This is a genomic window from Aerophototrophica crusticola (assembly GCF_012913305.1).
Taxonomy (GTDB): Bacteria; Pseudomonadota; Alphaproteobacteria; order Azospirillales; family Azospirillaceae; genus Niveispirillum; species Niveispirillum crusticola.
Window position 1 is genome coordinate 3,541,771 of sequence record NZ_CP051775.1, and the last position, 17,698, is coordinate 3,559,468.

Consider the following 17,698-nt stretch of genomic DNA (forward strand, 5'->3'; position numbering starts at 1 on the left):
GGCTCACGCCCCTTCCAGTCCGGTCTGCCCCAGCTCCTCCCGGCGCAGGCGCTTGCCGGGGCGGCCCGCCTGTTCCCAGCGCTCCAGCCGGTCGAACAGGGTCAGCACCCGCACCAGCCGCGCCCCCATGTCCCACCACGGGGCCGCCTGGATCAAGGTAGGCGGCGCGGGCGTGGCGTCCACCGCCTGGACCAGGAAGGCCACCGCCGGCAGGGGCGGGGCATGGACGGGGCCGCCGGCCAGGGCCGCCGCCGCCACGGCCTGGGACAGCAGGGCCAGCTTGCGGGCGCCGGGCACCACGGCACGGCTGTGCAGGGCGGCGGGGCCCAGCCGCTCCACCTCCCGCCCGATCTCCGCATACAGCAGCCGGGCGGCGAAGATGCCCGGGCGGCAGCCGGCGGGCAGCCGGGCGATGCCGGCCTCCGCCCGCGCGTACAGGGTTTCCGCCTCCCGCAACAGGCCTGCCACGGCGCCCGATATGGCCGGGTGCGGCCTGGGCCGGGCCAGCCAGGCCTCGGGGTCCAGCCCGCCGTCGCGCAGCCAGGACCGGGGCAGGTACAGCCGCCCGTTGGCCGCGTCCTCGCCTATGTCACGGGCGATGTTGGACAGTTGCATGGCCACGCCCAGGTCGCAGGCCCGCGCCAGGGCGCCGGGTTCGCGCAGCCCCATCAGCAGGGCCATCATGGCCCCCACCGTGCCCGCCACCCGGGCGGCATAGGCATGCAGGTCTTCCAGCGTCTCATACCGCCGTCCCTGCGTATCCCAGGCGATGCCCTCCACCAGCGCGGCGGGCAGGGCGCGGGGATGGCGAAGCGCCTGACCGTGCGGGCGAAGGCCCGGTCCACCGGCGTGCCCAGGGGCCGCCCGGCATAGGCCCGGTCCAGCCGGTGCCAAAGCTCGTCCAGGGCGTTCTCCCCGCCCAGGCCGAGGTCCACCGCGTCATCCGCGGCCCGGCAGAAGGCGTACAGGGCCGTCGCCGGCTCCCGCACCCCCTTGGGCAGCAGCAGCGACGCCGCCCAGAAGGTGCGCGACCCCGCCCGCAGGTCCGCCCGGCACTGGGCCAGGTCGGCGGCGGCCTCCATGGCCTCGGCCTCAGGAAAAGACGGCGGCATCCGGCACCACACTGTCCAGCACCCGGGCGGAGGACAAGACCCCCGGCAGGCCCGCCCCGGGGTGGGTCCCGGCGCCGACCAGATACAGGTGCTCCACCTCCTCGCTCTTGTTGTGCGGCCGGAACCACGCGCTCTGCGTCAGGATGGGTTCGAGGCCGAAACCGGCCCCGCGCAGGGACAGGTAGCGGTCGCGGAAGTCCAGGGGCGTCTGGATGCGCTCCGTCACGATGGACGGTTCCAGCCCCGGCATGATCGTGTCGGACAGGCGGCGCAGGATGGCGTCGCGGTAGGTGCCGGCCATGATGCTCCAGTCCGTCTCCCCCTCCAGGTTCGGCACGGGGGACAGGGCATAGAAGCTGTCGCAGCCCGGCGGGGCCATGGACGGGTCCGTGGCGGTGGGCCGGTACAGGTACAGGCTGAAATCCTCCGCCAGCCTCTTCCGGCGGAAGATGTCGGTCAGCAGCCCCTTGTAGCGGGGCCCCAGCAGCAGCGTGTGGTGGCCCACCCCGTCGAAGCGGCGGTCGGTGCCGAAATGCCAGACGAACAGCCCCATGGAATAGCGTGACCGCTCCACCTTCCGGTCGGTCCAGCGCTGCCGCGCCTCGGGCGGCAGCAAATGGCGGTAGGTCCAGGCGCTGTCGGCGTTGCTGACCACGATGTCGGCGGCTATCTCCTCCCCCGACTCCAGCCGGACGCCCCGCACCCGGCGGCCGTTCAGCAGGATTTGCGTCACCGTGGCATTGCAACGGATTATGTTGCCCTGGCCGCGGATCAGGTCGGCGATGCCCGCCACCAGCGATCCCGTGCCGCCCATGGCGTAATGCACGCCCCATTTCCGCTCCAGGTAAGCGATCAGGGCGTAGATGGAGCTGGCGGCGAACGGGTTCCCGCCCACCAGCAGGGGGTGGTAGCTGAAGATGGTGCGCAGCCGCGGGTCGCGGATATGGCTCGCCACCAGGGAATGGACGGAGCGGAAGCCCCCCAGCCGCAGCAGGTCCGGCGCTACCCGCAGCATGTCCCGGATGCCGCCGAAGGGCACGTGGCCCAACTGCTCGAACCCGATGCGGAACCGCTCCTCGCTGGCCGCCAGGAAATCCTCATAGCCGCGCACGTCGCCGGGGCTGATGCGCGCCACCTCCGCCCGCATGGCGCCGGGGTCGCCGCTATAGGAGAACACCTCCCCGTCGTCGAACCGGATGCGGTAGAACGGGTCCAGCGGCACCAGCTCCACGTCGTCGGCCATGCGCCGCCCGCACAGGCCCCACAGCTCCTCCAGCAGGAAGGGCGCCGTCACGATGGTGGGGCCGGCATCGAAGGTATAGCCGTCCTGCCGGAACACCGACGCCCGCCCGCCGGGCGCCGGCAACCGCTCCAGCACCGTCACCCGATAGCCATGCGCCCCCAGCCGCACCGCCGCGGCCAAGCCCCCGAACCCGCTGCCGATCACCACGGCATGGGGCGCATCGGGGGAAACCGCCCGGCGGGGACGCCGGAGATGGAGTGTCATTCCGTCCATAGCTGAGGAGTGTAACAGAAACTGGACACTCCACCAGCGGAGATGGCGGGTTATCGGGGCGCGGGGGAAAAATGCGGGGCGATCCGGGCGATGCAAGCCTGTCCGGGGCAACCGTGCGGCCAACGCCGCGCGTGATTGGGAACGCAGAGGACGCAGATGGCCGCAGAGGACACAGAGGTCATCAATTCGGCAACCGGCATGCCCTTGGCGCCAATTTGATCAATCTATGGGCGCCGCGCCGTTGAGCTTTCTCCCGCCGGCGTGCAGACCGACCGCGCCGCCGCACCGACTCTCCGTGTCCTCTGCGGCCATCTGCGTCCTCTGCGTTCCAAGCCTCGACAGTGGAATGCTTGCGCGCCTCGTCATGTTGGGGACCCTTGCACCTCTGCCGTTGGTCGTGTCAGCTCCTCCGACCTTATCCGAGGCTTGCATAGCAAGGGGCCCATGGGCCGACAGGGAATAGACCTACGCGCTCTCGTCAAGATGCATCCGGCACCGGATCGCGCGGCTGACCTCCCCTTGCGCCAAGGTGGGGGCGTCAACGTCTTCGTAAATGGAAGCTTCTATCCCGGCATGGTCCTGGAATGCCCGCGGCCGATACCGCGCGGCGGCGTTGGGGAGGCCGTCATTGGGATCATCGGCTCGCCAGCCGACGGGTTGACCCTGCGGGAAGGGTCCCGGTTTGAACTCTGGGCTGGACCAGCCATCAAACTTGCCGATGCGGATGTCCTGGCCATCCTCTGAGCACAAGCCCATGAAAGGGCTCCCGTCCCCATCGGAAACCCCGTCCGGGCCGGAAATCGATCAAGCCGCCTCCGCCCGTCCCAGGAACCCCTGCCAGTCCGCCAGGAACCGTTCCGTCTGTTCCCAATGCACCAGCGCCCCGGTGGGATAGGGTTGCAGGGACCAGTTGGGTTTGGCCTTGGTCCAGCCGCTGCCGCTGAAATCCTTGAAGTCGCCCCTTGTGGCATGGGGCACCCAGACCGGCAGGGCGAGCGACTCGTACACGCTGACGATGTCGCCGCTGAACAGCCGCCCCGCCAGGAAGGCCAGGGGCGCGTTGCGGGCGCCCGGCTGGTGGCTGGTCAGCCAGTCATACTCCACCATGTCGTCATGGATGGCGTCGGAGCCGTAGGTGCGCTTCAGGAAGTAGCGGATCACCCCCTTGCCCACCAGCCGGTCATAGATGGCCTGGCTCCAGATGGCCGCGCTGAAGAAGGCGTGGAAGCCCGGGATCTCCAGCGTCGTGCCCGGCGCCCGCCGCAGCTTGGCGGATCGGCGGCTGAAGCCGGTGGGGGTGACCAGGGTCAGGCTGCGGAAGGCATCCGGCCGCTCCGCCGCCGCCCGGGCCAGGAACTCCGACGACAGGGACAGGCCCAGCGCGTCGATGGGCTGGCGGCCATGCTCCGCCTGGATCAGGTCCACCGCGTCATGCACCGCGTCGGTGTACAGCCGCGGGTCGTAGCGGCGCTGCGACCGGTCCGACTGACCGAAGCCCGGCAGGTCGGGCGCATAGGCCCGGCGGGTGGCCATGATCCCCTCGAACGCCGGCTTCACCTCATAGGCCGAGGCGGCGGCGTTGATGCTGTGCAGCAGCAGCACCGGCGCCCCGGCCCCCGCCACATAGCAGGCCAGCGGCCCGGCCTTGCCGGTGAAGCGGCGCAGCTCGCCCGGCAGGGCAGGGGGCAGGGGCGGGGCGGGCTCGGGCATGGCGGCCTCCAGGCGGGTGGGGCGGGCGGTTCCCCCTCAACAGCGCTGCCACCAGAAGGTGCCGAGGTTCCCCGACACCCACCATACGCCGCTGCCGCGTCCTGTCCACCCGCATAGGGTGTGTGGCGTTGGGTTTGGCATCCCCGGCCATACCTGCTATTCCAGGGGCCAGTCGCGTGGAAGGCCCCGGCAAAGGCGGGGGCCGAGGGGAAGTTGGTCCGACGATGACGATACCGTCCAGCACCATGGAGCCAGGCCCGGCGAAGGATCCCGCCGTCGGCGCGCGCCGGCTGCTGGCTCGGCTGCGCGACATCATGGCCGGCAGCGGCGCCGCCCAGGACCGGCTGGACAAGATCACCAAGACCATCGCCCATGAGATGGCGGCCGACGTCTGCTCCTGCTACGTCATGCGGGCGGGCGAGGTGCTGGAGCTGTTCGCCACCATCGGCCTGAACCAGGACGCGGTGCACAAGACCCGCATGCGGGTGGGCGAGGGGTTGATCGGCGACGTGGCCGCCCACGCTCGGCCCATCGCGCTCGCCAACGCCCAGAGCCACCCCAACTTCGCCTATCGGCCCGAGACGGGGGAGGACCCGTTCCACGGCTTCCTGGCCGTGCCGATCCTGCGCGGCGGCCGGGTGCGCGGGGTGCTGGCCATCCAGCACGCCGCCCGCCGCGACTATGACGAGCAGGAGGTGGAGACCCTCCAGACCATCGCCATGGTGGTGGCGGAGCTGGTGGCCGCGGGCGAACTGGTGGACAGCCGGGAGCTGTCCGTCGCCAACGACCTTGTCCTGCTGCCGTCACGGCTGGAGGGCAGCAGCATGAACCGGGGCATCGGCATCGGCCTGGCCGTGCTGCACCGGCCGCAGCTGACCATCCGCCAGATGGTGGCCGACGACCCGGAGGCGGAGCTGGCCCGCCTGCGCGACGCGGTGGACGGCATGCACTCCGCCATCGACCAGCTGCTCATCGCCGTGGGGCAGGTGGAGGGTGAGCATGCCGAGATCATGCAGACCTACCGCATGTTCGCCAGTGACCGCGGCTGGCTGAACCGCATCCGGGAGGCGATCCGCTCCGGCCTGACGGCAGAGGCGGCGGTGCAGCGGGTGCAGAACGACAACCGCGCCCGCCTGTCCCAGGCCTCCGACCCCTATCTGCGGGACCGGCTGCACGACCTGGACGACATCACCAACCGCTTGCTGCAGCATCTGGCGGGCAAGCCCGTCACCGCGGTCGGCGGCACCCTGCCGGACGAGTTCGTGCTGGTGGCGCGCAACCTGGGGCCAGCGGAGCTGCTGGACTATGACCGCCGTCGTCTCCGTGGCTTGGTGCTGGAGGAAGGGGCCGCCTACAGCCACGTCTCCATCGTCGCCCGCGCCCTGGACATCCCCGTGGTGGGGCAGTGCGCCGACGTGCTGAACCGGGTGGAGCCGCTGGACAGCCTGATCGTGGACGGCGACCACGGCCAGGTCTTCATCCGCCCGTCGGAAGACATCCAGGAGGCGTTCACCCGCTCTGTCCAGGCGCGGCAGCGCCGGATCGCGGAGTACGCGACCCTGCGGGACCTGCCGGCGGTGACGCGGGACGGCACGCCCATCAAGATCATGCTGAACGCCGGCCTGCTGATCGACCTGCCCCACCTGCACGCCACCGGGGCGGACGGCGTCGGCCTGTACCGGACGGAGATCCCGTTCATGGTCCGGGCCAGCTACCCGGACGTGGCCACGCAGCTTGAGACCTATTCCAAGGTCCTGGACGAGGCGAAGGGCAAGCCCGTCGTCTTCCGCACCCTGGACGTGGGCGGCGACAAGACCCTGCCCTATTTCCCGGAGCTGGGGGAGGAGAACCCGGCCCTGGGCTGGCGGGCCATCCGCATCGGGCTGGACCGCCCGGCCATGCTGCGCAAGCAGCTCCGCGCCATGCTGATGGCCGCCGGGGGCCGCGAGCTGCGGGTCATGTTCCCCATGGTGGCGGAGGTGGCGGAGCTGGACCGCGCCCGCAAGGTGCTGGACCTGGAACTGGCCCGGCTTGCCCGCCAGGGCCACAAGGCGCCGGCCAGCCTTCAGGTGGGCGTGATGATGGAGGTGCCGTCCCTGCTGTTCCAGCTGGACGCGCTGCTGCCGCGGATCGACTTCATGTCGGTGGGCTCCAACGACATGCTGCAGTACCTGTTCGCCAGCGACCGCGGCAACCCCATGATGAACAACCGCTACGACCTGCTGTCGCCGGCCATGCTGCGGGTGCTGAAGCTGCTGGTGGAGAAGTGCGGCGCCGCCGGCGTCAACCTGTCCCTGTGCGGGGAGATGGCCAGCCGCCCGCTGGACGCCATGGCGCTGCTGGGGGTGGGGTTGCGCACCATCTCCCTCTCCGCCCCGGCCTTCTTCGACGTGAAGAACATGCTGCGGCACCTGGACCTGCGGGAGCTGTCGGGCTTCCTGGACCGGCTGTACGACTGCGCCGACCACAGCGTCCGCCCCCGCCTGCGCGACTTCGCCCGGGATCGGGGGATTCCAGTCTGAAGACTGTTGATCCACGTTCAAGCCGATTGACTGCCTCCCCTGCGAAAGCAGGGGCCCACGGTTCTTGACCCCCTGCCCCCCGGCTCCCGGCTGAAAAACTGTGGCCCCCTGCTTTCGCAGGGGAAGCAATTGGCTTCCAAGCCGGGGCAGCTTCCCCCCACTCACAAGGGGTGTTCTCCCCTCCCACGGTTGCGTGGGCGCAACGGCGTTGCTAAGACGGGGCAACGAACGGAATCGGGCGCCACGGGGCACAATGGCCGAGCGCATGCAGCGACAGCAGGATCTCCGCAACCCGGTCCTGAGCGACCAGGTGCCGCCGGTGGACACAGGCCCCGGCGCCCCCCGCCATGTGGGTGAGGTGCTGCGGCTGAGGCGGGAGGAGCTGGGCCTGAACCTGGACCAGCTCGCCACCGACCTGTGCATCCGCCACGGCTACCTGGAGGCGATCGAGCAGGGCCGCTGGGCGGAGCTGCCGGGCCAGGCCTATGTCACCGGCTTCCTGCGCTCCTACGCCCAGGCGCTGGGGCTGGAGCCCACCCAGGTGCTGGCCCGCTTCCGCCAGGACACGGCCAACGTGGCCCAGCCGGCGGAGCTGTACTTCCCCGAGCCGGTGAGCGAGGGCCGCGTGCCCGGCGGCGCCATCCTGCTGGTGGCGGTGCTGGCCGCGGCGGTGATCTATGGCGGCTGGTACGTCATGTCCTCCGCCGACCGCAGCGTGGGCGACCTGGTGCCGCCCCTGCCGGACCGGCTGTCCGGCCTGATCTATGGCGACAAGACGGCGGAGCAGGCCACCCCCGACCCGGCCCAGACCCCCGTGCTGGGCCAGGACCAGGCGAAGGAGCTGGTCGGCTCCTCCCAGCCCACCGCGCCGGAGATCGGCGTGACCGGCACCAACCCGGTGCCCGTGCCCAACAGCCCCGCCGCCACGCCGCCCGGCGCGACGACCCCCGCCCCCGGCACCCCGCCGGCGACCCCCGCCCCCGGCACGCCCCCCGCCGCGGTGGCAGAGGCTGACGACAGCGAGGTCCCGCAACTGCCGGAGGTCGGCCAGCAGGCCGCCGCCCCCGCGGCCCCGGCCGAGGCGCCGTCCGCCGACAGCGGCGGGGCGGAAGCCCCCGCCGCCGGCACGCCCCCCGCCGCCCTGCCGGCCGGCGGCCGCGTCTTCGGCGTGGCGCAGGGGCCCACGCGGGTGGAGGTGCGCGCCACCGACGACGCCTGGATCGAGGTACGCGACGCCAAGGGCACCACCTGGGCCGCCCGCAACCTGCGCGCCGGCGACGTCTTCCGCGCGCCCGACGTCCCCGGCCTGACGCTTCTGACCGGCAACGCCGCCGGCGTCTCCGTCATCCTGGACGGGCAGGAGCTGCCGCCCCTGGGCAAGAAGGGCCAGGTCGTCCGCAACGTCTCCCTTGTCCCCGCCGACCTCGCCACCCGCGCGGGGCGGTGAGGGGGGCGTTCCCCGCCGGAACCTTGGCGCAGTGGTCACGACAGGCTGACCGGGTCGCCGTGGGCAGGCGTGTGTTGGGAAAACGGATTTGAACGGATCAGAACGGAATTCAACGGATGAAAATGTTCGCGCCGAAGGCGCCGTAAAATCCGAAAGTCATGCGCACCCCTGATCCTGATCGGCTCGATCCGTTTCCATCCGTTGTGATCCGTTGACTTCCGTTTTCCCAACACACCTCTCCACCACACCAACACTCGACATCGACAGACCCTCCGGCCCCAGGCCACACCGCACCCCCGCCCCCCACGCACCCCCGCCCCCCACGCAGCCCCGCACCCCACCCATTCCCCTTGATCCCCGCGCCCGCCGGTCGCACCTTTAGGCCGCCGCATCCAATACCCCACAGGCCAAGCCCATGACCGCCGCCATCCGCCCCTGGCGCCAGATCCAGCGCCGCAAGTGCCGCCAGATCATGGTGGGCAAGGTGCCCGTGGGCGGTGACGCGCCGATCACCGTGCAGACCATGACCAACACGGTCACGGCCGACGCCAAGGCCACCATCGAGCAGATCCGCCGGGTGGAGGAGGCCGGGGCCGACATCGTCCGCGTCTCCTGCCCCGACGTGGAGAGCACGGCCGCGCTGCGGGAGATCGTGCGCGCCGCCACCATCCCCGTGGTGGCCGACATCCATTTCCACTACAAGCGCGCCATCGAGGCGGCGGAGGCCGGTGCGGCCTGCCTGCGCATCAACCCCGGCAACATCGGCAGCGCCGACCGGGTGCGGGAGGTGGTGCAGGCCGCCAAGGACCATGGCTGCTCCATCCGCATCGGCGTCAACGCCGGCAGCCTGGAACAGGACCTGCTGGAGAAGTACGGCGAACCCTGCCCGGAGGCGCTGGTGGAAAGCGCCCTGGACCATGCCCGCATCCTGGAGGACCACGACTTCCGGGAGTTCAAGATCAGCGTCAAGGCCTCGGACGTCTTCCTGGCCGTCGCCGCCTACCAGGGCCTGGCAGAGGCCTGCGACTACCCCCTGCACATCGGCATCACCGAGGCCGGGGGCCTGCGCGCCGGCACGGTGAAAAGCAGCATCGGCCTGGGCATGCTCCTCTGGGGCGGCATCGGCGACACCATCCGCGTCTCCCTCTCCGCCGACCCGGTGGAGGAGGTGAAGGTGGGCTACGAGATGCTGAAAAGCCTAGGGCTTCGCCGCCGCGGCGTCACCGTCATCTCCTGCCCCTCCTGCGCCCGCCAGCAGTTCGACGTGATCAAGACCGTGGAGGTGCTGGAGGACCGCCTGTCCCACATCACCACCCCCCTCAGCGTCTCCGTCATCGGCTGCGTGGTGAACGGCCCGGGGGAGGCCACCATGACCGACATCGGCTTCACCGGCGGCGGCAAGGGCACCCACCAGGTCTATTTGGGCGGCGTCCCCGCCCACCGCCTGAAGGACGAAGGCATCGTGGACCACCTGGTCAAGCTGGTGGAGGCCAAGGCCGCCGAGATCGAGCGGGCGAAGGCCGCGGAGGCCGTGGTCGCCTGATTGTACCTGTATTGAACTGAAACGGTCAGCGATTATCGCTTGATAAGGAGGGTTGCAGCCGGTAGACATTATTCATTGGGGTTAACCACCTAGCAGTGAGCCGACCATGGATGGTAAAGCTGTTGCGGAATACGCGTCTGATTTGCAGCTTGGCTTGCGTCAGCAAGATGTTCCTGAGTATAAAGCTATTCGCAAGATCGGTATGTCTGCTGTTCTTGCAATGAACATTCGCGGTTTAGACGAAATAAATTATCGCATTTTGCAAATGGCGGCCCCCTTTTACTTTGGTATACCTTCTTACGTTCTTGACGATATAGTCTCGGTTCTTGAGGAAATCGAGTTTATCAAGGTGGTTAGAAAAGCTGATGACATTGTTTCAATCATTCCAGATGTACCTTTTTACGAAGATGTTTTTCATGTAGTGGGAGATTATGCATCGACTCAGAAGTTGAGGGAAGTTGAACAGCTCACTGTCAGTATATTAGAAAAACTTCAGCAAGCTCCTCAGAATGTAGACACTCTTGCTGCAAGTCTTGGGGCAGATACCAAGCTGTTTAAAACCAGCATCGGCATTGCTGAGAAGGGTGGGCTTCTTCTCAAGAAAAGAGCGCGTGGAAAAGACATATTGGTCAGTCCGCTCTATTTTTCGGACAGTTTGGAGGCGCTTGCCGATTTGGCCGCAAGAGGCGATAGTAAGCGTCTACAGCGCCTAATCTCATTAATTTCTAGCATGCAAGGAATGCCGTTGTCTCTCATTCGTCAGAAAAAGGAGATTAAAGGTACGGCACTTTCTGCTGAAGACATCGCTATTCTCGAAGTGATGGCGGCGGATGGGATTTTGAAGCCACCGCGCATCGTGCGGCCAGATAACACTTCGGAAGATTTTATTTTTACGCCTCAACCTGGCTCGGCGCGATTAAATCCTGCACGACGTGAAATTTATGAGAAGGCCATGGCTCTTGCTGCCGCCGTTCGCAAAGGTGAGTTGCTTCCTGAGGCATATCGAATAAGGAACCCTCAGGCGCTTCTAGCGTCCTTTCAGCAGAAAAAGTTTCTCCGCGCAAATACCGAAGCAACTCATCAGTATAAGAATCTTTCCGTAATGAATCTTGGCAAATTACGGAAGGTTGGAGGTGGGTTTTCAGAATTTCACCTCATCGACATTGATGAGAATCACGAGGCTATTAAAATTGCAAAACAACTTCTGGCTGGTCGCACAGATATCGATACTAATATTGATCCAAACGCCATCATCACCCTGAGTAGTGATGAAGAATACGTGCGGTCTCAAATATCGAGGATGACTGTTGCCGCGAGCGCAACAATCATTTCCGATGAGTCGAAAAAGGAATTAGAGCAACTCTGGCTTTTCTGAGGATGAGATGATCAAGGATACTGAGCAGAAGTTAGATTGTGCAAAATTCTGCGCGACCCAATACATCGTTCCATTTTTGGAAGTTGTTGTTTCTCATCCTAACGAAGTGAGTGACTCAGAAACGCACATCACCGATATTGACGTTCTTGGGGTTTCCATAAACAAGTTTGGGCATATCGAGAGATACCTGTTTGATTGTAAAACACAGGCAAAGCTTAGTCCAATAAACCGAGCTCTTTGGGCCGCTGGTGCTGCACGATTCACCGATGCCGCTCGCTCTTTTGTTGTCTTGAAGAAGGATGCACCGGAAAGTCACCGCTTAGCAGCTTCCAGCGTCAATGTTCATCTTCATAGTGAAGACTCGTTCCGGCGCTATGCTACTTCCCTCGATATAAACTTTTTAAGAAAATTTACCTATTTAGAAGTTCTGGATGGTTGGTCGAAACTTCAAGAAACTCAGCAGAAATACCCGAAGTTGGAGGCGCTTGCACGCGTTAGCAGTGGCAGCTTTCTATTAGAGCCTTCTGCTGCACGCGCCCTCCGGCGCTTGGTCGGTGTGTTGTCAAAAGTGCGTGGCGAATTAGACCCGAGCAAACCCGATCACCGGCAAGTTTTTTTGTCGACTCTAAGTGTTTTCATCTTGCTTATGGCAGCTTGTATTCAGGATTTAAAAGACCTGTTTGACTTTAAATTGCCGAAAGAAGATTTTGAGAGAATAGTGCGATACTATATTTGGGAGGGAAAAGAAAACTATGAGTTAAGGAGAAAACTAAGACATGCTTTCGAGGTAGCAAAAGGAAGTGAAGAAAATGTGGAATTTGACCTTCCCGGCTGGGAGAAATTCTTACACTTGACTCGTATATACCTTGAAGCTCCCCATAGCGTTCCTTATCTGGCGCTTCCCGCAAAGGAACTCGCCTTTAGAGAAGTAATGAAGCATGAATCTGACTACGATACCGGCATAAAAATTCGGCTCACTAATAACGGGCGTGGAAGACAGTTCCTGTTTGCTGCTGCTAGTTATTTGGTCTCTGCATGCCAGCTTCCTGGCGATTTTTCTAAGCAGCTGGAGAAAACGGTGAATGATCTTCTATGACTGTTAGGAACGAGAATGTAGCATCGTAAATACATATTGAAACGCTTTGGTTCAGCTAAATAGAACTATGTGTGATCACCAAACTAGTGCACTGACGCCAACAAGGGATTCACAGCGGATCGGCGCTGTGCGAGTCTGGGCCCATGGCCCAGACAGTCAGCGTCATCGTCAGCCCTGAGGACGGCGCGCGGTTGGCCGCCGTTGTTGGGGACCGCAACCGCCCGCTCAAGCATGTGCAGCGGGCACGGATCGTCCTCCTGTCGGCGGATCGCCTGCCGGTGCTGGAGATCGCCCGGCAGGCCGGGGTCAGCCGCCCCTCGGTCTGGCGTTGGCAGCGCCGCTTCGCCGAGAAGGGTGTGGATGCCCTGCTGCGCGAACCGAGCCGCAAGCCGGGCAAGGCCCCGGTTGCCTGGGACATGGCCCAGCGGGTCGTGTCCCTGACCTGCGCGGAGCCGCCGGGCACGGCGACGCACTGGACGGGGCGGGCCATGGCCAAGGCTGTCGGCCTGAGCCTGCGGACCATCCAGCGGATCTGGGAGGCGCACCGGCTCCAGCCCCACCGCGTTCGCACCTTCAAACGCTCCAACGACCCCGCCTTCGCGGCCAAGGTCGAGGACGTCGTCGGCCTCTACATGGACCCGCCCGCCTATGCGGTGGTCGTCTCCATCGACGAGAAAAGCCAGATCCAGGCGCTCGACCGCACCCAGCCGGGCCTCCCGCTGAAGCCGGGGAAATGCGGGACCATGACCCACGACTACAAGCGCCACGGCACAACCACCCTGTTCGCCGCCCTGAACGTGCTGGACGGCACGGTGGTCGGCCGCTGCATGGCCCAGCACCGCCACCAGGAGTTCATCAAGTTCCTCAACGCCGTGGAGCGCGCCGTCCCGGCGGGCAAGGTCATCCACGCGATCCTGGACAACTACGGCACCCACAAGCACCCGAAGGTCCAGGCCTGGCTGGCCGACCATCCCCGGTGGATCTTCCATTTCACCCCCACCTCGGCGTCCTGGCTCAATGCCGTCGAGGGCTTCTTCTCGATCCTGACCCGCAAGCGCCTGAAGCGTGGCGTCTTCACCTCCGTGCCCCAGCTGGAGGACGAAATCCGGCGCTTCATCAGGGAGCACAACGGCAAGGCCAAACCCTTCGTCTGGACCAAGCCAGCCGAGACCATCCTCGAAAAGCTCAGGCGGCTGCCCGCTGCATCCCTTCAATGAGTCGATGCACTAGCAGTTATCAAAGCTAGATATTTGAACTCCTCGCCTGGAAAACTGTTACCGCCACCACCATCGAATGGACCGACAGCACCTGGAACCCGGTCGCCGGCTGCACGATCCTGTCGCCGGGCTGTACCAACTGCTACGCCATGGGCATGGCCCGGCGGCTGGAGGCCATGGGGCAGGGGAAGTATGCGGGGACCACGCGGGTCTCCGGCGGGCGGGCGAAGTGGACGGGCACGCTGGTGATGGACGAGGGCGCGCTGGACATCCCGCGCCGCTGGTCCAAGGGCCGGATGATCTTCGTGAACTCCATGTCCGACCTGTTCCATGAAGATGTGCCGCTGGATTTCATCGCCCGCGTCTTCACGGTGATGCGGGAGACGCCGCAGCACACCTACCAGATCCTCACCAAGCGGGCGGAACGGCTGGCGGAGCTGGCCCCGCACCTCCCCTGGCCGGACAATGTCTGGATGGGCGTCAGCGTGGAGAGTGAGGATTACTGGCCCCGGGTGGACCACCTCCGCCGCACCGGGGGCTATGTGAAGTTCCTCAGCTTGGAACCCCTGCTGGGGCCGCTCAAGACCCTGGACTTCACCGACATCGACTGGGTCATCGCCGGCGGGGAAAGCGGCCCCAACGCCCGCCCCATGGACCCGGCCTGGGTCCGCGCCATCCGTGACGCCTGCGTGGCCCAGCGCGTCGCCTTCCACTTCAAGCAATGGGGCGGCCGCAACAAGAAAGCCGCCGGCCGCACCCTGGACAACCGCACCTGGGACCAATGGCCGGCTAAGGCCCGGGTAGCCGTGGTGGCGGCGTAGGGGGCGTGCCATTCGGGGGTTGATGGTCCTGATACGGCGCAGGCGTTCCCCATGGTCGGCGTCGCTGTTGGAACGCAGACGACGCAGACGACGCAGAGGGCCGCTGCGCGGCCTCGCAGAGGACAGGGAGGCATCCCACCCCTATCCTGCCCGGCCGGATTTCGGCCGTCCCGGTACCGCTTGACCCCTCCTTGTCCTCTGCGTGCCGGCCGACGGCCGGCCTCTGCGTCCTCTGCGTTCCCAACGACGGCCGATACGGCACCGACACCGATCGCCAGGCACCCGCGCGCCGACCTTCCTTGACAATATTCCTATCGCCTGCTCCCATATCCGATCCGCCTCATCGCGGACGGGTCTTGCACAAGTTGGCTTTCCCTGCTGTGCCGAACCGGGCGCGGTGTGCCTATGGCCGTCAATCCGGGACCCTGGCCGGCCCCTTAAGGTGACACAAGCCCGCCCCGGTCACCTTTGTCTCCTTAAGGCGGTTTTGCTTGTGTGTTCAAGGGGTTGTGATGTGACGCCCTGTCACCTTAACGTCTCCTTTCGTCACCTTAGCGTCTCCTTTGGTCTCCTCATGTCGCGCGTGTCCCGGCACTCCGCGCTCCTTCCCGCGTGACCCCGGCCCCCGGATATCCTATACCCACCGGCCGGAGGACCGGGTGTCATGAGTGATTTCGAGCAGAGGTTCGGGGAACCCCTCGCCAAGGTGTCCCAGCGCTTTGACGAGCTGCGGGACATGCTGGCGTCGGGCACCCTGTCGGGCGACGCCTTCGTGCGGGCCAGCCAGGAATATGCGGAGCTGGAGCCGGTGGCCCAGGCCATCGGGGAGATGCGGCGTGCCCGGGCCGACATGGGCGAGCTTCAGGTGATGGCCACGGGGGACGACCCCGACATGGCCGCATTGGCGGCGGAGGAGCTGGCGGAGGCGGAGCGGCGCCTGCCGGACCTGGAGCGGCAGATCCTGCTGGCCCTGCTGCCCAAGGACGCGGCGGATGAGAAGAACGCCATCCTGGAGGTCCGCGCCGGCACCGGCGGGGATGAGGCGGCCCTGTTCGCGGCGGAGCTGTTCGACATGTACAAGCGCTATGCCGCGCTCCACGGCTGGCGCTTCGAGGTGATGGAGGTCAGCGAGACGGGCCTCGGCGGCTACAAGGAGGCCATCGCCACCATCACCGGCCGCGGCGTCTTCCGCCGGCTGAAGTACGAATCCGGCGTCCACCGGGTGCAGCGGGTGCCGGAGACGGAGACGCAAGGCCGCATCCACACCTCCGCCGCCACCGTCGCCGTGCTGCCGGAGGCGGAGGAGGTGGACATCCAGATCGACGACAAGGACCTCCGCATCGACGTGTTCCGCTCCAGCGGCCCCGGCGGCCAGTCGGTCAACACCACCGACAGCGCCGTCCGCATCACCCACCTGCCCACCGGCCTCGTGGTCAGCCAGCAGGACGAGAAGAGCCAGCACAAGAACAAGGCCAAGGCCCTGAAGGTGCTGCGGGCCCGGCTTTATGAGATGGAGCGCCAGAAGGCCGACGCGGAGCGGGCCGCCGACCGCAAGAGCCAGGTGGGCAGCGGCGACCGCTCCGAACGCATCCGTACCTACAACTTCCCGCAAGGGCGCGTCACCGACCACCGCATCAACCTGACCACCTATGGCAAGATCGACAAGGTGATGCTGGGCGAGGCGCTGGACGACTTCATCGATGCCCTGATCGCCCAGGACGAGGCGGAGCGGTTGGCGGAGATCCAGTAGGTCGGATTAGCGAAGCGTAATCCGACGCCGACGGCCGCCAAGCCGACCTACCGCCCGATGAACTCCCTTATGTCCTTCAGCAGCGCCTCCCGGTCGGCGTCGCGGACATACATCATGTGCCCGGCCCGGTAATAGGTCATGCGCACCCGGTCCGGCAGGATGTCATGCCGGGCGAAGGTGTGCTCCGCGTCATAGAAGGGCGTGATCAGGTCGTAATAGCCGTTGGCCACCAGCACCTTCAGGCTGCCGTTGCGGCGCAGGGCGTTGGACAGGCGGCGGGCAGTGTTGACATAGGACGGCTCCCACCACTCCCCCTTGGGCGCGGTGCGCCAGTCCCAGCCCTGGCCGGCGGCCTCGCTGCTGGTGACGTAGGGCCGGTCCATCTCCACCTTCAGCTCCCCGGACAGGTAGCCGTTCAAGGCGGCGGTATAGGCGCTCTCGATGGCGTCGCCGGCGGCGTCCCCCAGCACGGGGCTGTCGGCCACGTCGTCCGGGTCGTCCACGGTGTAGCGGCCGTCCAGTTGGCCGATGGCCAGGCCCCTGTCGCGCAGCAGCTCCTTGCGGAAGCGCGCCATGGTCACCCGCAGGTCGGACCGCAGGACATAGGCCTTGTCCAGCCCGATGAAGCCGGCCAGCTGCCCCGCCACCTTGTCCCGCTCCGCCGCGGGCAGGGCGGCGCCCTTGAACAGGGCGGGAAGGTAGGTGTCCACGGCGAAGGCCCGCGCCTCCGCCGCGAAGTCCTCCAGGCTTTTGCCCTGGCCGGCCTTGCCATGGTACTGGGCCGCGACCGCCATGGCCGGCAGGTAGGTGACGAAGCTGGTGATGTTGTCCGGCGTGCTGGTGCTGCCCTGGTAGTCCAGCGCCTGGCTGATCAGCACCAGCCCGTTCAGGGCCATGTCCTGCCCGCCGCCCGACAGGGCGTCCGCCACCGCCGCGGCGCGGGTGGTGCCAAAGCTTTCCCCCGCGATGTATTTCGGCGCGTTCCAGCGCCGGTTCTTGGTGGCCCACTGGCGGATGAACTTGGCGATGCTGTCCGTGTCGCCGTTCAGGGACCAGTAATCCTCCGTCTTGCCCTCGCCCACCACCCGGCTGAAGCCGGTGCCGACGGGGTCGATGAAGACCAGGTCGGTCAGGTCCAGGGGGCTGTTCGCGTTGTCCAGCACGGGATAGGGCGCGGCCCCGTCATCCCGGTCGGCCTCGCTGGCCACCTGCACCCGCTTCGGCCCCAGCAGCCCCATGTGCAGCCAGACGGAGGCGGAGCCCGGCCCCCCGTTGAAGACGAAGGTCACCGGCCGCCGGGTCGCGTCCACCCCGTCGCGGGTATAGGCCACGGACCAGATGCTGGCCACCGGCTCCCCCTTGTCGTCCCGCAGGTAGGTCTCCCCCGCGGTGACGGTGTAGCGCAGGGCCGTGCCGCCGAACTTGCCCTCGGCTTGCGTGGTGAAGCTCTTGGGTTCCGGCACCGGCTTCGGGCGGGCGGGGCCTCCGCCGGCTTGGGCGGGTCGGCGGCCAGGAGGGGGAGGGGGAGAGGGACAGGACGGATGCCGCCAACAGGACCCGGACCAGACGCATTCACCCGCACTCCCATG

General features: G+C 66.4%; 11 protein-coding genes and 1 pseudogene. 8 read left to right on the plus strand and 4 right to left on the minus strand.

The annotated features are described in order from the left end of the window. Nucleotides 1-3 precede the first annotated feature (3 nt). The 3 genes and pseudogenes from HHL28_RS17400 to HHL28_RS17410 all read right to left on the minus strand — a co-directional run bounded on the left by HHL28_RS17400 (nucleotide 4) and on the right by HHL28_RS17410 (nucleotide 4,338). Nucleotides 4-1,112 (minus strand): annotated as a pseudogene (locus HHL28_RS17400) (phytoene/squalene synthase family protein). Further along, nucleotides 1,093-2,619 carry a phytoene desaturase gene (locus HHL28_RS17405; RefSeq protein WP_075772020.1) on the minus strand — a complete coding sequence of 509 codons (1,527 nt, stop codon included), beginning with the start codon at nucleotides 2,617-2,619 and terminating at the stop codon, nucleotides 1,093-1,095. The pseudogene HHL28_RS17400 and the gene HHL28_RS17405 overlap by 20 nt, the downstream one beginning before the upstream one ends. Before the next feature lie 813 nt (nucleotides 2,620-3,432). Next, a complete protein-coding gene (locus HHL28_RS17410) occupies nucleotides 3,433-4,338 on the minus strand; it encodes an alpha/beta fold hydrolase (RefSeq protein ID WP_075772018.1) in 906 nt (301 codons plus the stop codon). 224 nt (nucleotides 4,339-4,562) lie between these two features. Between HHL28_RS17410 and ptsP the strand changes: the two genes are divergently transcribed. The 8 genes from ptsP (at nucleotide 4,563) to prfA (ending at nucleotide 16,109) form a co-directional block, all read left to right on the plus strand. Next, on the plus strand, nucleotides 4,563-6,860 hold the full coding sequence (gene ptsP / locus HHL28_RS17415; protein WP_404326080.1) for a phosphoenolpyruvate--protein phosphotransferase: 2,298 nt from the start codon (nucleotides 4,563-4,565) through the stop codon (nucleotides 6,858-6,860). Nucleotides 6,861-7,125: 265 nt separating this feature from the next. Beyond that, complete coding sequence (locus HHL28_RS17420) at nucleotides 7,126-8,307, plus strand: helix-turn-helix domain-containing protein (protein WP_169655583.1); 1,182 nt, start codon at nucleotides 7,126-7,128, stop codon at nucleotides 8,305-8,307. A gap of 415 nt (nucleotides 8,308-8,722) precedes the next feature. Next, nucleotides 8,723-9,850, plus strand: a complete 1,128-nt coding sequence (gene ispG / locus HHL28_RS17425) for a flavodoxin-dependent (E)-4-hydroxy-3-methylbut-2-enyl-diphosphate synthase (RefSeq protein ID WP_075772488.1) — start codon at nucleotides 8,723-8,725, stop codon at nucleotides 9,848-9,850. A gap of 106 nt (nucleotides 9,851-9,956) precedes the next feature. Beyond that, nucleotides 9,957-11,225: a hypothetical protein gene (locus HHL28_RS17430; protein WP_075772489.1), complete on the plus strand. Its 1,269-nt coding sequence runs from the start codon at nucleotides 9,957-9,959 to the stop codon at nucleotides 11,223-11,225. Nucleotides 11,226-11,232: 7 nt separating this feature from the next. Continuing rightward, entirely contained in the window at nucleotides 11,233-12,321 is a 1,089-nt protein-coding gene (locus HHL28_RS17435; RefSeq protein ID WP_169655585.1) for a hypothetical protein, read from the plus strand. Nucleotides 12,322-12,464: 143 nt separating this feature from the next. Further along, nucleotides 12,465-13,538 (plus strand): IS630 family transposase, encoded by a 1,074-nt coding sequence (locus HHL28_RS17440; protein ID WP_075772490.1) that lies wholly within the window; start codon nucleotides 12,465-12,467, stop codon nucleotides 13,536-13,538. 71 nt (nucleotides 13,539-13,609) lie between these two features. Further along, nucleotides 13,610-14,359 (plus strand): DUF5131 family protein, encoded by a 750-nt coding sequence (locus HHL28_RS17445; protein ID WP_449687634.1) that lies wholly within the window; start codon nucleotides 13,610-13,612, stop codon nucleotides 14,357-14,359. 664 nt (nucleotides 14,360-15,023) lie between these two features. Continuing rightward, complete coding sequence (prfA, locus tag HHL28_RS17450; protein ID WP_075772492.1) at nucleotides 15,024-16,109, plus strand: peptide chain release factor 1; 1,086 nt, start codon at nucleotides 15,024-15,026, stop codon at nucleotides 16,107-16,109. Between the two features lie 47 nt (nucleotides 16,110-16,156). Here the strand turns inward: prfA and HHL28_RS17455 are convergent, their stop codons facing one another. Continuing rightward, on the minus strand, nucleotides 16,157-17,572 hold the full coding sequence (locus HHL28_RS17455) for a S10 family peptidase (RefSeq protein ID WP_169655587.1): 1,416 nt from the start codon (nucleotides 17,570-17,572) through the stop codon (nucleotides 16,157-16,159). Between the last annotated feature and the right edge of the window lie 126 nt (nucleotides 17,573-17,698).